This is a genomic window from Thalassomonas actiniarum (assembly GCF_000948975.2).
Lineage (GTDB): Bacteria > Pseudomonadota > Gammaproteobacteria > Enterobacterales > Alteromonadaceae > Thalassomonas > Thalassomonas actiniarum.
In genome coordinates this window covers 6,529,681-6,549,163 of sequence record NZ_CP059735.1, presented here as the reverse complement: position 1 = coordinate 6,549,163, position 19,483 = coordinate 6,529,681, and the positions used below count along the sequence as shown (strand labels likewise).

Genomic DNA, 19,483 nt, shown 5'->3' with positions numbered 1-19,483 from the left:
AAATTTATGTGGTATCAAGAGTCTTATGACGTAATCGTTGTTGGTGGCGGTCATGCGGGTACAGAAGCATCACTGGCTGCAGCGCGTATGGGTTGTAAAACCTTGTTATTAACTCACAATATTGACACCTTGGGACAAATGTCCTGTAACCCTGCGATCGGCGGGATCGGCAAGGGTCATTTGGTGAAAGAGATCGATGCGTTAGGCGGCCTGATGGCAACAGCGATCGATCACTCTGCGATACAGTTCAGAACTTTAAATGCCAGTAAAGGCCCGGCAGTACGTGCCACAAGGGCTCAGGCAGATCGCGCCCTCTATCGCGCTTTTGTCAGACAAACCCTGGAAAATCAGGAAAATCTGACTATTTTCCAACAGCCCTGTGACGATCTGATCCTGGAAAACGATCAAGTGATCGGTGTTTCCACACAAATGGGCCTGAAATTTAAAGGCAAAACCGTGGTGTTAACCGTGGGCACCTTCCTGGCCGGACAAATTCACATTGGTTTAAATAATTACCAGGGCGGTCGCGCCGGTGATCCTGCCAGCGTTAATTTAGCCTCCAGCCTGCGTGATATGCCGTTTAGAATGGATCGCCTGAAAACCGGTACCCCGCCAAGACTGGATGCCCGCACCCTGGACTTTTCTGTCATGGAAGAGCAGCCGGGTGATACCCCCAGACCGGTATTTTCATTTATGGGATCGCATGAGGATCATCCAGAGCAGATCTCTTGTTATATCACCCATACCAATGAAAAAACCCATGACTTTATTCGCCAGGGCATGGATCGTTCGCCCATGTATACCGGGGTGATTGAAGGGGTTGGGCCAAGATATTGTCCTTCTATTGAAGATAAGATCACCCGCTTTGCCGATAAAGACTCACATCAGATCTTTGTTGAGCCGGAAGGATTAACCACACACGAAATCTACCCGAACGGTATTTCAACCAGCTTGCCGTTTGACGTACAAATGAACCTGGTACGCTCGATCAAAGGTTTTGAGAATGCCCATATTACCCGTCCGGGTTACGCGATCGAATACGATTACTTTGATCCACGGGATCTGAAACAGACCCTGGAAAGCAAATTTATCCATAACCTGTATTTTGCCGGTCAAATCAACGGTACCACAGGTTATGAAGAAGCCGGTGCCCAGGGCTTGCTGGCGGCAACTAATGCTGCCTGCCGTGTGAAAGAACTGGATCCTTTCATTCTTGGGCGTGATCAGGCTTATATGGGAGTATTGATCGACGATCTTTCTACCCTGGGAACCAAAGAACCTTACCGTATGTTTACGTCTCGCGCGGAATACCGCTTATTGTTACGTGAAGACAATGCCGATATCCGTTTAACGGAGCAAGGCCGCAAGGTCGGCCTGGTCTGTGATGCCCGCTGGCAGCGTTTTAATGAAAAAATGGAACAGATTGAATTAGAGCGTCAACGGTTAAAATCTATCTGGGTGCAAAAGGATCATAGCGCTGTTGAAGATCTCAATCCTTTGTTGAAAAATCCGGTCAGCCGGGATACCAACCTGGAAGATCTGTTACGCCGTCCTGAAGTACGTTACGACGATCTCATGAAGATTGAAGCCTTTGGTCCGGCCATTAAAGATGATCAGGCTGCCGAGCAACTGGAAATTCAAACCAAGTATGCCGGTTATATCGAACGTCAAATTGATGAAATCGCGAAAAAGAAACGCCACGAAGACACGGCGATCCCTGCCGACTTCGATTACAGCCAGATTTCCGGCCTCTCCAATGAGGTGGTTGCCAAGTTATCCGACGCCCGTCCGGAAACTATTGGTAAGGCTTCGCGTATTTCTGGTATTACTCCGGCGGCAATTTCGTTATTATTGGTTTATCTGAAAAAACACGGCTTATTACGTAAAAGCGCCTAACTCTGATAACACTAATGACATTAAAAGCAAAACTGGTCTCACTGATAAGTGAAACACCTCTGGAAATATCTGAGCAGCAAGTCGACCTATTGATCCAATATGTCGACTTGTTGGTTAAATGGAACAAAGCCTATAACCTGACCTCAGTACGGGATCCCGAAGAAATGCTGGTGAAGCATATTCTCGACAGCCTGATGGTGGGGCCGCAGCTGCACGGTAAATCTTTTATCGATGTCGGCACCGGACCGGGTTTACCCGGGATCCCGCTGGCGATCCTCTACCCCGAATACAGTTTTGTGCTGTTAGACAGCTTAGGCAAAAGAATTACCTTTTTGCGCCAGGTGGTTTTTCAGTTAAAATTAACCAACGTCAAGCCGGTATTGAGCCGGGTTGAAGAATATCACCCGGAAATTCCTTTTGATGGCGTTTTAAGTCGCGCATTTTCCTCATTAAATGATATGGTTAGCTGGTGTCAGCATTTAATTGCGGTTGATACCGGACGATTTTTTGCCTTAAAAGGGCAATATCCGCTAGAAGAAATTGCTGCTTTGCCTGACAATATCAAACTGGTGACCGGCTCGGAAATCGAGGTGCCGCATTTAGTGGGTGAGCGTCATTTAATAGAATTAAAGAAAATATCATAAAGCTTTATTCTTTTATTCATAAAACCAATAAATAACTAAAGCGCTAGAGGATCTTGTGGGAAAAATAATCGCAGTAGCTAACCAAAAAGGTGGTGTGGGTAAAACCACCACTTCAGTCAACTTGGCTGCATCGCTGGCAGCGACGAAACGTAAGGTATTGTTGATCGACCTGGATCCTCAGGGCAACGCCACTATGGGCAGCGGCATCGACAAATACGAAGTGCATGCCAGCTGTTACGAACTCCTGGTGGAAGAAAAACCTTTTGCCGAGGTAGTGGTAAAAGATACTTCCGGGGTTTATGACTTATTGGCGGCCAATGCCGATGTCACCGCCGCCGAAATCAAACTGATGGAAGTGTTCGCCCGGGAGCTGAGATTACGCAATGCCCTGGCGCCGGTCAAAGATGAATATGATTATATTATTATCGATTGCCCGCCTTCCCTGAATATGTTGACGGTCAATGCCATGGCCGCCGCCGATTCCGTGTTGGTGCCGATGCAATGTGAGTATTATGCCCTCGAAGGGTTAACCGCCCTGATGGACACCATCAGCAAGCTGGCGGCAGTGATCAATGCCGATCTGCATATTGAAGGCATATTGCGTACCATGTATGATCCCCGTAACCGGCTGGCCAATGATGTTTCCGAACAGCTCAAACGTCATTTTGGTGATAAAGTCTACCGCACTGTGATCCCCAGAAATGTCCGTTTGGCAGAAGCGCCGAGTTTCGGCGCCCCGGCGATGTATTATGATAAATCATCAACCGGCGCCAAGGCTTATTTAGCCCTGGCAGGTGAGATTTTACGCCGTGAAGAGCCCAGCCCGAAAAAAGTAGCTAACGCAACCAATTAATTTCTAGGAACAATATGAGCCCATCAAAACGTAGAGGCTTAGGCCGCGGCCTTGACGCATTACTGACCAACGAAGCCCCTAAACCGGCAGAGCAGCCGGTGGTGGAAACGGTCCTGGAAAAAAGCGAATTGCAAAAACTGCCGATCGAGCAGTTGCAGCCGGGCAAATACCAGCCGCGTAAAGACATGTCGCCGGAAGCCCTGGAAGAGCTGGCCAATTCTATCCGCTCACAAGGCATTATTCAGCCGATCGTGGTGCGCGCCCTTAGCGAAGAAGCCGGCAGCGGTGAAGCGCAATATGAAATCATCGCCGGTGAACGCCGCTGGCGTGCTGCCCTGCTGGCCGGTATCGATATGATGCCTTGCCTGGTCAAAGAAGTACCGGACGAAGCCGCCGTCGCTATTGCCCTGATTGAAAATATCCAACGTGAAGATCTTAATGCCATGGAAGAGGCGATAGCCTTGGAGCGGCTATTGACTGAATTTGAACTGACCCACCAGGAAGTGGCGGACGCGGTCGGTAAATCCCGCACCACAGTATCAAACCTGTTACGTTTGAATAACCTCAACGATGAAGTCAAAACCCTGCTTGAGCATGGCGATATCGAAATGGGCCATGCCCGCGCCCTGTTGGCGTTGGAAAACGACCTGCAAACCACCACCGCGCGCACTGTGGTTGCCAAAGAACTGACGGTACGGGAAACCGAGGCGTTAGTGAAAAAGGTTCAGGAACCTGAAAAGCCAAAAGAAGAAAAAGTCAAAGATCCCGATACCTTAGCGTTGGAAACTAACCTTTCTGAGAAGCTGGGCTCCCAGGTTTCCATCAGCCATAACCGCAAGGGCAAAGGCAAGCTGGTCATCTCCTATACCAACCTTGAAGAACTTGACGGCATAGTGGCAAAATTCTCTTAATTTCCCTTCTGTTGTGACTTATTTGTAAATATTACCAGTAGACCAACATTTATTCGAAAATATCCGGGCCGCTGTGCCCGATTAAGTTGCAATCAAAGCTTAAATCAGTATACTTGCGCTGACTTTTTAAAGTTGTGATTTTTACTTTAATTTAGCATGAGATTTACGAATATTTTCGTATGGAGTTGTCGGTGACCACATCCGGTAGAAATGATCTGGTAAAACCGGGACGTAGGCTGGCATATCAGCAAATAGGCATCTCCATTTTCCTGGTCGTAACTTGTGCGTTAGTAGCATATTTTTGTTGGGGGTTATCCTATGCGATATCCGCTTTAACCGGCGGTGCCATCGGGATAATCCCTAATTTTATATTCGCCTGGAAAGCCTTTAGGTTCTCCGGAGCCAGCGTCTCTAAACTGGTTGTTGAATCATTTTACAGCGGCGTGAAGTTAAAACTGGTATTGACGGCGTTGTTATTCGCCCTGGCATTTAAATTTATGATCATTTTGCCAATACCGTTTTTTGGAACATTTTGCCTGGTAATGGTGATGCCGTTACTGGCACCGGTTTTTTTGAAAATTTAACTTTTAAACTTTAATCATTGGGAATAATAATATGTCTGCAGGTGCTGAATTAACCAGCCAAGAATATATTAAACACCATTTAGCCAATTTAACGGTTGGTGAAGGCTTCTGGGCCGTTCACTTAGATACGTTGGGCTGGTCGGTGTTTCTTGGTCTGCTTTTTCTTTTCATTTTCCGCTCCGTTGCTAAAAAAGCAACCACCGGCGTACCGGGTAAACTGCAATGTGCGGTTGAACTGATCGTTGGTTTTGTTGATGACAGTGTGAAAAGTACTTTCCACGGTAAAAACCCGTTAATTGCGCCGTTAGCATTAACGATTTTCGTCTGGGTGATGCTGATGAACGCCATGGACTGGGTGCCGGTAGATTTACTGCCTGCTCTTATCAGTTTTGCGACCGGTATGGATCTGGCCGACATCTACATGAAGCCGGTACCGACTACCGATCCTAACATGACCTTCGCCCTGGCGCTTGGTGTGTTCATTTTGGTTATTTACTACTCGGTCAAGGTTAAAGGCCTTGGCGGTTTCATCAAAGAATTAACAACCCAGCCTTTTGGCCACTGGTCGTTATACCCGGTGAACTTCATTCTTGAAAGTGTCACCATGTTGGCTCGTCCGCTGTCGTTAGCGTTACGTTTGTTCGGTAACTTATATGCCGGTGAGCTGATCTTCTTGCTGATTGCGACAATTGGCTTGTTCCAGTTGCCAGTGCACTTCTTATGGGCTGCTTTCCACTTGTTGGTTATCCCATTACAGGCGTTTATCTTCATGATGCTGACTATCGTTTACTTAAGCTTGGCTCACGAAGATCACTAAATTATCGAGCTTGCTGACATCTTGTCAGCAAGCCCGTAATACTTTTTTAATTTTTAACTTTAACTTTAAATAATCGGAGATAAATATGTTATATATCGCTGTTGCGTTACTAATCGGTCTTGGTGCTTTAGGTACTGCGATTGGTTTTGGTTTACTAGGTGGTAAGTTCCTTGAGTCTGCTGCTCGTCAACCTGAATTAGCACCACAACTTCAAGTTAAAATGTTCATCGTAGCGGGTCTTATCGATGCTATCGCGATGATCGGTGTTGCTATCGGCCTTTACATGTTATTCGTGCTTTCTTAATTAATAAGTCTTTTTTAATACACGAATAATCAATAGGAGGTACACAAATGAACATTAATATGACCCTTATCGGTGAATTAATCGCATTTGTCGTATTCGTAATTTTCTGTATGAAGTTCGTATGGCCGCCGATTATGACTGCCATCGAAGATCGTCAGAAAACTATTGCTGATGGCCTTGCCGCTTCCGACCGTGCTGCTAAAGATCTTGAGCTTGCTCAGGAAAAAGCCACGGCTCAACTGAAAGACGCAAAATCTCAAGCTGCTGGTATTATCGAAGCTGCTAAGAAACGCGAAACTCAAATTGTTGAAGAAGCGACGGTTAAAGCACAGGCCGAAAAAGCGAAAATTCTCGCTGCCGGTCATGCCGAGATTGAAACTGAGCGTAACCAGGCTAAAGAAGAATTGCGTCAACAAGTCGCTGTTCTTGCCGTAGCCGGTGCCGAGAAAATTCTCGAGCGTTCAATTGATGCCGCTGCTCACAGCGACATTTTAGATAAACTTGTAGCTGAACTATAGAGGGTATAGAGCTATGTCTGAATTGACAACTGTCGCTCGTCCCTATGCTAAAGCTGCGTTTGAATATGCTGTTGAAGCTAATGCGGTAGAGAACTGGCTAACCATGCTGGTATTTGCCGCCGAAGTTTCTAAAAACGAAGATATGACGGGTTTCCTTTCGGGAAGCGCGTCGGTTGAACAAACCCAGGACCTGTTCCTGAAAGTTTGTGACGACCAGCTCGACAGCAACGGACAGAACTTTATTAAAGTGATGGCCGAAAACAAACGTTTGTTGGTGCTACCACAGGTCGCGGCTCAATTTGGCGAATTAAAAGCCGAATATGAGAAAACCGTCGCTGTGGATGTAACGTCTGCCGTTGAATTATCGGCAGAACAGATGACTACATTAAGCGCCGCGCTTGAAAAGCGTTTGGCTCGAAAAGTAAAGCTCAATTGTAACATTGATGCGACTATCGTGTCCGGTCTGGTAATTAAAGCCGACGACATGGTAATAGATGGTTCAGTACGAGGTAAACTGGGCCGCTTAGCAACAATGATGCAATCTTAACGGGGAACAGAGCATGCAACTGAATTCCACTGAAATCGCCGAACTGATCAAAAAACGTATTGAACAGTTCGACGTTGTCAGCGAAGCTCGCAACGAAGGTACTATCGTTTCTGTAACTGACGGTATCATTCGCATCCATGGCCTTGCCGATGTAATGCAAGGTGAAATGATCGAACTTCCTGGTAGCCGCTACGCTATCGCGTTAAACCTTGACCGTGATTCGGTCGGTGCGGTAGTTATGGGTCCATATGCTGACCTGGCTGAAGGCGTAAAAGTTAAAGGTACTGGCCGTATTTTGGAAGTACCTGTAGGTCGTGGCTTATTAGGCCGCGTAGTTAACACTCTTGGTGAGCCAGTAGACGGAAAAGGACCCATCGAAAACGATGGTTTCTCTCCAGTTGAAGTCGTAGCCCCAGGTGTTATCGACCGTAAATCTGTTGACCAGCCGGTACAAACGGGTATCAAGTCTATCGACTCCATGATCCCAATCGGTCGCGGTCAGCGTGAATTGATCATTGGTGACCGTCAAATCGGTAAATCTGCCATTGCGTTAGATGCCATCATCAATCAAAAAGACACAGGCATTAAATGTGTTTACGTAGCCATCGGTCAGAAAGCTTCTACCGTAGCCAACGTAGTACGCAGCCTTGAAGAGCACGGTGCTCTGGCCAACACTATTGTTGTGGTTGCTTCTGCTTCTGAAGCCGCTGCCCTGCAATACTTAGCGCCTTACTCAGGTTGTTCTATGGGTGAATACTTCCGTGACCGCGGTGAAGATGCGTTGATCGTATATGATGATCTGTCTAAGCAAGCTGTTGCTTACCGTCAGATTTCATTGCTACTTCGTCGTCCGCCGGGCCGTGAAGCTTACCCGGGTGACGTTTTCTACCTTCACAGCCGTCTGCTAGAACGTGCTGCTCGTGTAAACGAAGAATACGTAGAGCGTTTCACTAAAGGTGAAGTAAAAGGTAAGACAGGTTCTTTAACCGCCCTGCCTATCATCGAAACTCAAGCCGGTGACGTATCTGCGTTCGTACCGACTAACGTAATTTCGATCACCGATGGTCAGATCTTCCTTGAAGCTGATTTATTCAACTCGGGTATCCGTCCTGCTGTTAACGCGGGTCTGTCGGTATCTCGTGTTGGTGGTGCTGCACAAACGAAAATCATCAAGAAACTTGGTGGTGGTATCCGTTTAGCACTTGCTCAATACCGTGAATTAGCGGCGTTTGCCCAGTTCGCTTCCGATCTTGATGACGCGACGCGTGCCCAGTTAGAGCATGGTCAGCGTGTTACTGAATTGATGAAGCAAAAGCAATACAGCCCGTTATCTGTTGCTGACACCGCAGTGTCTTTATTCGCTGCTGAAAAAGGTTTCTTAAACGACGTTGCCCTTGACAAAATCAATGATTTTGAAGCGGCGTTGCATACCTATGTCAACAACGAAAACGCTGAGCTGATGGCTAAGATCAACGAAACTGGTAACTACGATAAAGATATCGAAGCTGGACTTGCTAAAGCCCTTGAGTCATTCAAGGCTACGCAAACCTGGTAAGCATCTTTTTGAAGATAAGTTTCGGAGTGAAAAGTCATGGCCGGTGGTAAAGAGATAAAATCTAAGATCGCGAGTGTTAAAAACACTCAGAAGATCACCAATGCTATGGAAATGGTTGCAGCCAGTAAGATGCGCAAAGCGCAAGACGGCATGGCTGCCTCTCGTCCATATGCAGAAAATATACGAAACGTGATCGGTCATATCGCGCTTGGTAACTTAGAATATCGCCATCCTTATTTGGAAGAGCGTGAAGTCAAGCGTGTAGGCTATATCGTCGTGTCAACAGACCGTGGTTTGTGTGGCGGCTTAAACATTAACTTGTTTAAGAAAGTCTTAGCAGATGCTGCCAAGTGGCAGCAACAAGAAGCCGAAGTTGAATTTGCCGTGGTTGGCTCTAAAGCCACCTCGTTTTTCAACAACATGGGCGCTAAGGTGTCAGCACAAGTTTCCGGTTTAGGTGATGAACCATCTATCACTGACCTTATCGGCAGTGTTAAGGTGATGTTAAACGCCTACGACAATGGTGAAATCGACAAGCTGTTTGTTGTTTACAACAAGTTTGTTAACACCATGACGCAAAAGCCGTCAATCGATCAACTTTTACCGTTACCGAAGTCAGACGATGAAGAAATAAAACATCGTTGGGATTACCTGTACGAGCCCGATGCCAAGGTTTTACTTGAGCAGTTGCTGGTTCGTTACGTTGAATCCCAGGTATACCAAGGCGTGGTTGAAAACCTTGCCTGCGAACAAGCCGCCCGTATGATTGCGATGAAAGCCGCAACCGACAACGCCGGCGACTTGATCGACGATTTACAACTGGTATACAACAAAGCACGTCAGGCAGGCATTACCCAGGAACTGGGTGAGATCGTCGCCGGTGCGGCAGCGGTATAGGATTAGATGCCGGGCCTTGGGCCTGGCAAGCTAAATCCATATAGGCAAAAGTTTTTGTTAATGAAAAAACAAAACAGTTTAGAGGATTAATCATGAGTACAGGTAAAGTCGTCCAAATCATTGGCGCAGTTGTGGATGTTGAATTTCCACAAGATGCTGTACCTCAGGTATATGACGCATTAAATGTAACTGAAGGTGACCTTTCAGGTTTAGTACTTGAAGTACAACAGCAGCTTGGTGGCGGTGTTGTACGTGCAATTGCTATGGGTTCATCTGACGGTTTGCGTCGTGGTCTGAATGTAGTAAATACAGGCGAATCTATTAAAGTTCCAGTTGGTGTAGAGACCCTAGGTCGCATCATGAACGTATTAGGTGAGCCAATTGATGAAGCAGGTCCAATCGGTGAGAAAGAGACATGGTCTATTCACCGTGAAGCCCCAGCTTATGCTGAGCAAGCAGTATCAAACGAATTATTAGAAACAGGTATCAAAGTAATCGACTTGGTTTGTCCATTCGCTAAGGGTGGTAAAGTTGGATTGTTCGGTGGTGCCGGTGTTGGTAAAACCGTTAACATGATGGAGCTTATCCGTAACATCGCGATCGAACACAGTGGTTACTCTGTATTCGCCGGTGTTGGTGAGCGTACTCGTGAAGGTAACGATTTCTACCACGAAATGAACGACTCTAACGTACTTGATAAAGTATCGTTAGTTTACGGTCAGATGAACGAGCCACCGGGTAACCGTTTACGTGTTGCGATGACCGGTCTTACAATGGCGGAAAAATTCCGTGACGAAGGTCGCGATGTATTATTCTTCGTTGATAACATCTACCGTTACACACTTGCCGGTACCGAAGTATCTGCACTATTAGGTCGTATGCCATCTGCGGTAGGTTACCAGCCTACGCTGGCTGAAGAAATGGGTATCCTTCAGGAACGTATTACTTCAACCAACAAAGGTTCAATCACTTCAATCCAGGCGGTATACGTACCGGCGGATGACTTGACTGACCCTAGCCCGGCAACAACCTTTGCTCACTTGGATGCAACCGTTGTACTTTCACGTTCAATTGCTGAATTGGGTATCTACCCGGCGATCGACCCGTTAGATTCAACTTCTCGCCAGCTTGACCCGTTAGTGGTTGGTGCTGAGCACTATGAAGTGGCTCGCGGCGTTCAGTCAGTATTACAACGTTATAAAGAACTTAAAGATATCATCGCTATCCTGGGTATGGACGAGCTTTCTGAAGAAGATAAGCAAACCGTATCTCGTGCCCGTAAGATCCAGCGTTTCTTATCTCAGCCGTTCTTCGTTGCTGAAGTATTCACAGGTTCTCCTGGTAAGTACGTATCGCTTAAAGACACTATTGCTGGCTTTAAAGGTATCCTTGCCGGTGAATACGACGAATTACCTGAGCAAGCTTTCTACATGGTTGGTTCTATTGAAGAAGCAGCTGAAAAAGCCAAAAACATGTAATTTGGCTTTAGAAAGTCACTGTTAGGAGGTCAAAATGGCGTTATTAACTGTAAATCTGAATGTGGTCAGTGCCGAAGAAAACTTGTTTTCCGGTAGCATCAAGTCACTGCAGATCACAGGTAGTGAAGGTGAGTTAGGTATTATGCCTGGTCACGCACCTTTACTGACCTCACTAAAACCTGGTATGGCACGCATCGTCAAAAGCGATGACACGGAAGAGGTTATCTATCTTTCCGGTGGCATGTTAGAAGTTCAGCCAAACAACGTTACCGTGCTTGCCGATGTGGCAACACGCGCCGACGATTTGGATGAGCAGGCGGCTATTGAAGCGAAACAACGTGCAGAAGAAAACATCAGCGCCGGCGGCGCCGATGTTGACTACGCCGAAGTTGCTGCTGAATTAGCCCGTGCTGTGGCGCAATTACGCGTCATTCAGTCTGCCAAGAAAAAAGGCTAATTTCAGTTAAGCGCTGAGATTAACCTTGTCAAAATAAGCACTAAGTTTTAGTGAATAAAAAGCGGCCCGATGGCCGCTTTTTTTATTGCTACTTTCTGGACTCTGTGCCCAAAAGGGCGTTCTTTCTGTTGTGTAATAAGCCGTTCGCTCACTCCGGTACAAAGCTGTGATCTGAAGCCGGTAAATAATATAATGCCGGAGATCCGGGGATTAGCGATGTCGCTATGGAAATCCTCTTTTGTGTAAGTAAGTATTCGCAAACTATGGTAGAATAATTTATTATCGGTTGAGTTCATTGAGCCGACCTCTTATTACTATCCCGTCACTGACCTGGTGCTATCCAGGTGCCGGTATTTTTTATTGTTGTTTTATGAAATTATTTTTTGCTTTTATCTTAATGCTGCCTGCTATTGGTTTCGCTGAGACCGTATCGAATGAAAAAACCTGCGAGGTCGTTGCTAAGCACAGAGTTGCGCCCAAATACCCGATCGAAGCTGCACGCAAATGGCTATCTGGCTGGGTATCCTTTAGTTTTACTGTTGAAACCGATGGCCAGGTGACGGATATCAGCCTGCTGGACTATGAAGGACATAGAGGTTTTATAAAAACAGGACGCAGGGCTTTGTCCCAGTGGCGTTATGAAATAACTGAAATTGCCGGTAAAAAAACTGAGCGCTGTGAAGGTATGTCTGTTCGGTTAGATTTTATTATTGAGTCAATTGATGGCGTGATGAGAGCGGGCCGAGACTTTAAAAAGGCCTATGCCGAGATTGAACAATTGATTACCGACGAGGCGTTAACCGAGGCCAAGGTGAAAATAGTGGCATTACAGGAAAAGCGGAGATTCAGCAAAATAGAATCTGTTTGGTATGCCATGCTGCAAGCCCATTATTATCAGGCAAGCGGAGATATTCAGGCGCAAATCACCAGCTTGATCGCTGCAACCAATGTTTCGGATGACGGCTATCTTAATGGCCGTCAATATCTGGATAACAATAACTATGTTATTGCCCTGTACGATTTGTATATGCTGGAGCTGGCGCAAAAGCAATATTACCGCGCGTTAACCACAGTGCATTATCTGATCAAAGCGGCGCAAGAGTATGATGAAGACTGGGTTAAGCGTTTAACCGAGAGTAAAAATAAAATTCTCCAGCTGATAAACAGTGACCGAGTGATTAAAGTTCCCGGCAAGCTCAGCAAAGGCAACCCCTGGCATCACAAACTGGCCCGCTCGTCTTTTTCAATTGAAAATATCCAGGGGCGGCTGGGGGATGTTCATTTAAGCTGTGAATCTTATGATAAAAAATACCCGCTTGCTGCAGGTGTTATTGTGAAAATACCTGAAGAGGTTCACTTTTGCAGCGTTAATATTGACGGGGAAGACGGCGCTTTTTTTGAGATATGGGAGCAGGCAAGTCATTGATTGCTGACTCATCCGTCTCGTCCTGTTTAGAGGGGTTACCAGAGTGCTGTTTGATATTATTCAAGCACTCTGGCGAGATGCCCGGCATTTTATGGTGCTGATTGGAAAAGCTTATTTGTCAGGTTATTGCGGCGATTTTTTTCCGGTAACTAAAGTCGGTATTTTGCGGGAACAGTTTGGTCAGGCCAAAATCGGTAAGCGCCAGTACCCTGAGTTTTTCATTGCCAATGTTTTCGCTGTAGTGTTTAATCCAGCGGGGTACATACACCAGGTCTCCGGCTTGCATCTCTATGGTTCTTGTCCCCAGGTGTACACGCCCTGCCCCGGAAAGAATATAAAAGATGGATTCATGGGCATGTTGATGCTGTTCATTTTTACAACCTTGCGGGATCTCCAATAAACGCGGATCCATGACTTCACTGCCGATATTAAAGCGGCTGACGGTAAAGTTGATATTCGAGCTGTTCTCCTTGTTGTTGTATAAGGCGTCGCCGCTGCTCTGCTTGAGTGAGTAGGCACAAACATCATCAATATTGCGGTAAGCGGCTTTTTTCAGGATGTTATCCATCAGCGGATTAAGCTTAACCTTGGTGATATCGCGATAAAGGGCAGTAAAATACCTGTCCCTGAGGGTGAGCGCCCTGTCTATAGCCGCTTCAATTTCGTGACTGTGCTTGTCAAGGTCGCCGTTACACTGGCTTAAGGCGATGTTTTCTATCACTGCCGCATGTTCATCATCGCATTCCATATGGATACTGAGGTAAGCCAATTCTTGCTCGTTAACACCTAATTGCGTCAGGCCGTTGAACAGATAGCTATAGATCTCAGCAACCACACCTTCGGTTCCCCAGCCTAAAAAGGCGGCGCCGCCAATACAATTGCTATGTTTTAAAAAGTGCAGGCAGTCTTCAAAATAGTGAAGGGTATAATCCTGAAACTGGCTGTTATCGGGGTCATTTACGCCAAAAACATTACTGAGCATTTTCCGTAACAAGTTTGAATGACGCTCTGTGCTGTCTTCTTCCCCTGCTTCTTCCCATAAGTTCTGGGATAACTCGGCGCGGAACTTATCGTCGTCGCAATTGACCATCAGGGCGGCTATCAGCCGGGTAAACCCCTTGGAATAATAAAAATGCTGCGCAATGATATAGCCATAGTCCGCCTGGCTCAGTTCATTATTCTGGCAGGCTTTTAATAAAGGGTTTTGCCAAATGGCATGTTTAGATACAAAAGCCTCAAAACGATTGCCGATCCTTTGTACGGTGTCATTATTTCTTTGAAGTTCCATAACTCATTACCTCATTTAGCAATATTAAATTCAGCTATTGGTTTGTACTCTGCTTTCATGTTTATCCGTAAATCTGGCAAGCACGGACGGTTTCTGCGGTATGGTTTATTTCCTTAAGTTCTCTTTGTGGACTGTATTACATACTTTGTGCCAATAGCCGAGGGTAAGGGGGATTAAATGTTAAGCTTATGAATTTGCTTTTGATTTAAATCTTATAGCTTGAGGTTTACTTGATGTCTTGATTAAGTGCTTGGGGGAAAGGTAATAAATGACGAAAAAAGCTGCGAGCGATAAAAATGACTGAAATATCTGGCGAAGTTAATAAAGGTGAAGTAAAGCATCTTCACCTTAAAATATTGTCAGATGCTTATCTGTTCAGGCAATAGTGGAAATAGTCACGGCAGGCATTAAAATCTTCCTCACACTGTACTTCCAGTTCGGCACATTGCTCCGGGGTTGGATACCAGGCGGCAATAGTCGCCGAGTTTATGCCAAGGCCCAGTCCAAGAGCCAGTAATGCCACTTTTACTTTATTATTTTTCATAAAACATCCTATTCGTTGTTATTGATTGAATTTTTATTACTCAATTTATCCCATCACTTAAAGGTTATTGTGATGTTAAATTAATGTAACTTTAACTTGTGTCTTGGTCAAGTTTTAAACGGATTACTTTCAAAATGAGATTGTTCATCAGGAGGTGGGCACAGCAGACACAGATTATTTACAGGGGAAGGCAGTGAATGTATATCCTGTAACTTGCCATCAGCCTTTCATATTTTTGTCATTTTATCATCACCTTACTGTCAAAAAGCTGCCCTAAGATAGCCGCGCAATCAAACGGCTGGGTGCTTGTCGTCCTGAAAAATATACGGGCACTGAGTAAAAAATAATAATGTGTAGGGTAATATCATGTCGATAAGGTTAATGAATAAGTTTAAATTGTCTGCGCTGGCACTTTCTGTGGCCTTTGTTTTGACAGCATGTAACAGTGATGACGGTAAGGCGGGTAAAGACGGTGTTGTTGGTGAAGCGGGAGCGCCGGGTGTCGATGGCAGCAATGGCGTCGACGGTATCGATGGCAGTGTTGGTAGGTTAACCCGTATTGCTACTGTGCCGGAAGGCGCTGAAGTCACCGGCTTGTTCCTGACCGATGAAGGCGATCTTTTTTTCAATGTTCAACATCCCTCCGATGCCAACACCCAGGTGGATGCCGTTAATGGCAAGCCTTTTAATACCGGTACCGTAGGTGTGCTGCGCGGCGTGAATTTTAATGACTTACCCGACAACCTGGCTGACTCTCCCGTGCCCGGCACTGAGATGGAACGGCAAACCGTGATGTCAGCCGTCGGTGAATACCAGATCCTCGGGCAAACCAATGATGTTTTCGAAGGCCTGCCATCCGGTTTGGGTGTGATCCACAATATCGTCTCCGGCGAAAAAGTGGTCGAAAGCAATACCCCGGATTTTAACGGTTTTATCCCCACCAATGACGGCGAAGGTTACCTGTTCAGCAACTGGGAATCTTATCCGGGCGGCGTCAGCCGCATGAAGATCAAAAAAGACAGCTTTGGTAAATGGTCGGTACTTGAAGCCATGATGGTAAACTTTGACCAGGTTGCCGGTACCGCCGCCAACTGTTTCGGTTCGGTTTCTCCCTGGGGTACGCCGTTAACGTCGGAAGAATGGATTGTACGTTCCAGCCTGGAGACTACCACGGATGCCAGCTGGAATGACCCCGAAGATACCAGCACCGACGGTATCGAAGCCATGACCGCCCCTGACTTCCCGAATCCTTACCGTTATGGTTATATCGCCGAGATCACTAAACCGACCGAAGCCGAGCCTGTGGTAGTCAAGCACTATACTATCGGCCGCTACGAGCATGAAAATTCGGTGGTGATGCCGGATCGCAAAACCGTTTACTCGTCGCAGGATGATACCGGCGGGGTATTGTTTAAGTTTATCGCCGATAACCCGGAAGATCTCAGCTCGGGCACCTTATATGGCGCCAAGTTGACCCAGGATGCCGGCAGCACTGAGCCCAGCACCACAGGTTTTGATGTCTCCTGGGTAGCGCTGGCCAGTGCCAGCAATGCCACCATTGAAGCCTGGATCAGCGAATACGACGGTATCGACACTTCAGATTATGTTGAAGGGCAAACCAGTTATATGACCATGGCGGATGTTGAAGCCTGGGCTAGCGGCGATGCCACCTACCCCAGCGTAGAAAACGGCGGCAGTGCGGTAACCGCGGGCCAGGCTATGGATGACAGGGCGGCATTTCTGGAATCCCGCCAGGCAGCACGTCTTAAAGGGGCCACGGCAGAGTGGCGCAAGCTTGAAGGCCTGAGCATCAACCAGGACCGGGCTATAGAAGCGGTTGAAGGGGTAGATGCCGTTGCCGGGGAAGAAGTGACCCGGGCTTATCTCTATATGGGCATTGCTGATATCGATAAAACCCTGATCGATGATGAAGGGGATATCCAGCTTTCAGCCCGGGTGAAAGATTGTGGCGGCGTTTACCGCGCCAAACTGGAAGAAAACTATGATCTGGCCCGCATCGAGCCGGTGATCATGGGCGGCACTTACCGTTCAAGCCTGGACGGCGCCGAGCGTTGTGACGTCAACCAGCTGTCGCAACCGGACAATGTTATTGTCATGAAGGATGGCCGCATCCTGATCGGTGAGGACGGCTTCCAGGAAAACAATACTCTGTGGATGTACGCCCCTGAATAACAGCCTCCGGCGATAACACTCCCGGGGCATCCAGCCGGATGTCCCTTCTTTTATTCCAGTGAAGCATGATGATGTTGAAAACAAAATTATTGGTTAAATTCAAAATAGTGGCTGTTAGCCTGTTAACCTTGATCGGTTGCGATAAACAAGCCTCAGAGCCTGTTTTGGCTGTTCAGGGCATGGAAAAGGCTTACCCTTACCGGGTTGGCGACGATATCCCCGCGCTGGCTTATATCGAGCACAAGCAAGTCTATAATGCCGAGTCGGTGATCCCGCCCCAGTGTTATACCAAGACCGACGGCGTTAATAATCCCTGTTTTGCCTGTCATCAAAGTTATGGCCAGGAGAAAACACGTACCAATATGATGCGTGACGGCGATTTGCAGGGGGAGTATGAGTTTTCCGATCTCGGGCTGAGCAATCACTGGAAAAACCTGTTTGTTAACCGCAGGCCGCTGATCGAGAAGATTTCCGATAGCAGTATCAAACAATGGATCACCACAGATAATTATTCTGCGCTGATCGCTAAGCTTGAAAATGATGATAACTGGCAGGGAGAAGTGACCCCGATTGCCAATCTGCCTTACCCGGATAAGGCCTTTAACGAGTTCGGCCTGGCCAAGGACAACAGTTATTGGGTGGCGTTTAACTATAAACCTTTCCCCAGTACCTTCTGGCCCACCAACGGTTCCACCGGCGATGCCATGATACGTTTGCCGGCGCCGTTTCGTCAGTTAAACGGCGAATTTTCCCTGGATGTTTACTTTGCCAATTTAGCCCTGGTGGAACTGACCATGAAAGACCTGACGCAAGTTTCGCTGCCGGCGGTATCCGAACAGGTTATCGGTCAGGATCTGAACGGCGATGGCAAGCTCAGTGACAAAATTGAGATCATTAAACGCCGGGAAAGTTACCTCGGGGACGCCGCCGACATTCAGCTGGCCCATATGCTCTATCCCAAAGATACCGAATTTCTCCATACCGTGCGTTATATCGGCGTTGATGACAACGGCCAGATCTATAATGCGCCGCGCATGAAAGAAGTGCGTTATATGAAAAAACACAGCTTTAAGTCCCAGCACCTGCTGGCGTCTGCCTATTACAAGGAAGAAAAAGAAAAGCATTTTGAAAACCTGCCCCAGGTCCGGCAACTGGGGGATAGGGGCATCAACAATAATTTCGGCTGGACCATCAATGGCTACATCGAAGACGAACACGGGCAATTGCGCCAGCAATACGATCAGGAGCTGGCCTTTTGCAGCGGCTGCCATAAAACCATAGGTGCGACCCTGGATCAGACTTTCAGTTTCCCGCGCAAAATCGAAGGTGCCCGCGGCTGGGGTTATATCAACTTGGCCGGGCAACGGGATGTGCCTAATATCGGCGAGCAGCAGGGAGAATTTTTAACTTATATGCAGCGGGCCGGCGGCGGCGACGAATTCCGCCAGAACCGGGAAATGTTAAACCGCTGGTTTGATAAAAACGGTAACTTAGATGAAGCGAAAGTTAAAGGGGCCAGCAGCCTTTATCAGCTGATCACACCATCGCCGCGGCGGGCGCTGGATCTGAACAAGGCTTATTACACCCTGATGAAAGAGCAAAGTTATATCTTTGGCCGTGATGCCATGCTCTCCGGTGCCGACAATGTATTGGAGCAAATTGATGAAAGTCAGGCACCGCTGGCGCCCGAGCACAGGTATCAATGGGATCTGCGCCTGGACTGGCATCACCGGGATAGCAATGCCACCCTGGCGCAACACGGGAAATAAGTAAGATGACCTTAGTTGATTTTATCTGCGCCAGTGTTTTTATGGGCCTGGGGGTCGGTGTTGATGTCGCGGCCGCGACTTTTGCCCGGGCAAATCAGTTAAAAGCTTTGGCGCTGGTGCTGTTATGGGTGATCGGCGTATCCCTGACCCATAGCCTGTTTCCTATGCTGGGTTATTTGCTTACTTATTTTAGTGTCAATGCCCTGCCCGCGTTGACACCGGTGATCGGCATTATCGCCTTTGCCTGCATTGCCCTGTATTTAAAAAGTGAGTTAACGCATTTTTCCCCGGCAGCACCCACTCAGCCGGCGCAAGACAAACAGCTGCTGGTGACCTGCGGCGTGATCCTGGCGGTCAGTTGGGATGCCCTCTGGTCCGGTCCGGCGAAATCCGCCCAGGTGGTGGGCTGGCCGGAGAGCTGGGTATGGCTCTCGTTTGTCATTGTCGGTATTGTGGTGGCGCTGCTGGCGATAAGTAGTTTGTTGCTGGCACGGCAACTGGGCAAGCTGTTTAAACCTTCCAAGGCAGCGGGCCTGGCTGCCAACTGGCTGAGTGCTGCGCTGCAATATACGGTGATCGGCTACTTTGGTTTACTGGCGTTATGCCGTTATAGCCTGGATCTGAACTGGGCCTGGTGGCAGCTGCTATTGCTGTCGGCGCTGATGGTTAATTTTGTTATCTACTTAAGCCATATAAAGCAGTTAGCGCAACAGCGGAACAAGTTAAAAAGACATGATGTCAGCCGTTATCGCCACTGGCCGTCAACGATACCGGTTAACCGTTGAAAAAATATTCCAATAAA

General features: G+C 47.3%; 19 protein-coding genes. 17 read left to right on the top strand and 2 right to left on the bottom strand.

The window, feature by feature from the left end:
• Positions 1–6: 6 nt before the first annotated feature.
• The 14 genes from mnmG to SG35_RS28470 all read left to right on the top strand — a co-directional run bounded on the left by mnmG (position 7) and on the right by SG35_RS28470 (position 12,887).
• Positions 7–1,896 carry a tRNA uridine-5-carboxymethylaminomethyl(34) synthesis enzyme MnmG gene (gene mnmG, locus SG35_RS28535; RefSeq protein ID WP_044833132.1) on the top strand — a complete coding sequence of 630 codons (1,890 nt, stop codon included), beginning with the start codon at positions 7–9 and terminating at the stop codon, positions 1,894–1,896.
• Between the two features lie 14 nt (positions 1,897–1,910).
• Positions 1,911–2,540: a 16S rRNA (guanine(527)-N(7))-methyltransferase RsmG gene (gene rsmG, locus SG35_RS28530; protein WP_044833131.1), complete on the top strand. Its 630-nt coding sequence runs from the start codon at positions 1,911–1,913 to the stop codon at positions 2,538–2,540.
• Between the two features lie 55 nt (positions 2,541–2,595).
• Positions 2,596–3,393 carry a ParA family protein gene (locus SG35_RS28525; RefSeq protein WP_044833130.1) on the top strand — a complete coding sequence of 266 codons (798 nt, stop codon included), beginning with the start codon at positions 2,596–2,598 and terminating at the stop codon, positions 3,391–3,393.
• Between the two features lie 14 nt (positions 3,394–3,407).
• A complete protein-coding gene (locus SG35_RS28520) occupies positions 3,408–4,304 on the top strand; it encodes a ParB/RepB/Spo0J family partition protein (RefSeq protein ID WP_044833129.1) in 897 nt (298 codons plus the stop codon).
• A 191-nt stretch (positions 4,305–4,495) separates the two neighbouring features.
• Positions 4,496–4,888 (top strand): ATP synthase subunit I, encoded by a 393-nt coding sequence (locus SG35_RS28515; RefSeq protein ID WP_236702598.1) that lies wholly within the window; start codon positions 4,496–4,498, stop codon positions 4,886–4,888.
• A gap of 31 nt (positions 4,889–4,919) precedes the next feature.
• Positions 4,920–5,705, top strand: a complete 786-nt coding sequence (gene atpB, locus SG35_RS28510) for a F0F1 ATP synthase subunit A (protein ID WP_044833127.1) — start codon at positions 4,920–4,922, stop codon at positions 5,703–5,705.
• An 85-nt stretch (positions 5,706–5,790) separates the two neighbouring features.
• Entirely contained in the window at positions 5,791–6,009 is a 219-nt protein-coding gene (atpE, locus tag SG35_RS28505) for a F0F1 ATP synthase subunit C (protein WP_044833126.1), read from the top strand.
• A gap of 47 nt (positions 6,010–6,056) precedes the next feature.
• Positions 6,057–6,527: a F0F1 ATP synthase subunit B gene (gene atpF, locus SG35_RS28500; RefSeq protein WP_044833125.1), complete on the top strand. Its 471-nt coding sequence runs from the start codon at positions 6,057–6,059 to the stop codon at positions 6,525–6,527.
• 13 nt (positions 6,528–6,540) lie between these two features.
• Positions 6,541–7,074 (top strand): F0F1 ATP synthase subunit delta, encoded by a 534-nt coding sequence (atpH, locus tag SG35_RS28495; protein ID WP_044833124.1) that lies wholly within the window; start codon positions 6,541–6,543, stop codon positions 7,072–7,074.
• 13 nt (positions 7,075–7,087) lie between these two features.
• Positions 7,088–8,629, top strand: coding sequence for a F0F1 ATP synthase subunit alpha (gene atpA, locus SG35_RS28490; protein WP_044833123.1), 1,542 nt, complete (start codon positions 7,088–7,090; stop codon positions 8,627–8,629).
• Between the two features lie 36 nt (positions 8,630–8,665).
• On the top strand, positions 8,666–9,526 hold the full coding sequence (atpG, locus tag SG35_RS28485) for a F0F1 ATP synthase subunit gamma (RefSeq protein WP_044833122.1): 861 nt from the start codon (positions 8,666–8,668) through the stop codon (positions 9,524–9,526).
• Between the two features lie 92 nt (positions 9,527–9,618).
• Complete coding sequence (gene atpD, locus SG35_RS28480; RefSeq protein ID WP_044833121.1) at positions 9,619–11,004, top strand: F0F1 ATP synthase subunit beta; 1,386 nt, start codon at positions 9,619–9,621, stop codon at positions 11,002–11,004.
• Positions 11,005–11,038: 34 nt separating this feature from the next.
• Positions 11,039–11,461 carry a F0F1 ATP synthase subunit epsilon gene (locus tag SG35_RS28475; RefSeq protein WP_044833120.1) on the top strand — a complete coding sequence of 141 codons (423 nt, stop codon included), beginning with the start codon at positions 11,039–11,041 and terminating at the stop codon, positions 11,459–11,461.
• A gap of 370 nt (positions 11,462–11,831) precedes the next feature.
• On the top strand, positions 11,832–12,887 hold the full coding sequence (locus SG35_RS28470) for an energy transducer TonB (RefSeq protein WP_044833119.1): 1,056 nt from the start codon (positions 11,832–11,834) through the stop codon (positions 12,885–12,887).
• A gap of 118 nt (positions 12,888–13,005) precedes the next feature.
• On the opposite strand, the gene SG35_RS28465 is transcribed toward SG35_RS28470, so the two are convergent.
• Complete coding sequence (locus tag SG35_RS28465) at positions 13,006–14,175, bottom strand: iron-containing redox enzyme family protein (protein ID WP_044833118.1); 1,170 nt, start codon at positions 14,173–14,175, stop codon at positions 13,006–13,008.
• Between the two features lie 367 nt (positions 14,176–14,542).
• A complete protein-coding gene (locus SG35_RS28460) occupies positions 14,543–14,719 on the bottom strand; it encodes a hypothetical protein (protein WP_160298303.1) in 177 nt (58 codons plus the stop codon).
• 366 nt (positions 14,720–15,085) lie between these two features.
• Between SG35_RS28460 and SG35_RS28455 the strand changes: the two genes are divergently transcribed.
• The 3 genes from SG35_RS28455 (at position 15,086) to SG35_RS28445 (ending at position 19,466) form a co-directional block, all read left to right on the top strand.
• Complete coding sequence (locus SG35_RS28455; protein WP_044833117.1) at positions 15,086–16,912, top strand: alkaline phosphatase PhoX; 1,827 nt, start codon at positions 15,086–15,088, stop codon at positions 16,910–16,912.
• A gap of 68 nt (positions 16,913–16,980) precedes the next feature.
• On the top strand, positions 16,981–18,681 hold the full coding sequence (locus tag SG35_RS28450) for a hypothetical protein (RefSeq protein ID WP_044833166.1): 1,701 nt from the start codon (positions 16,981–16,983) through the stop codon (positions 18,679–18,681).
• Between the two features lie 5 nt (positions 18,682–18,686).
• Entirely contained in the window at positions 18,687–19,466 is a 780-nt protein-coding gene (locus SG35_RS28445; protein ID WP_063888650.1) for a manganese efflux pump, read from the top strand.
• The last annotated feature ends 17 nt before the right edge of the window (positions 19,467–19,483 follow it).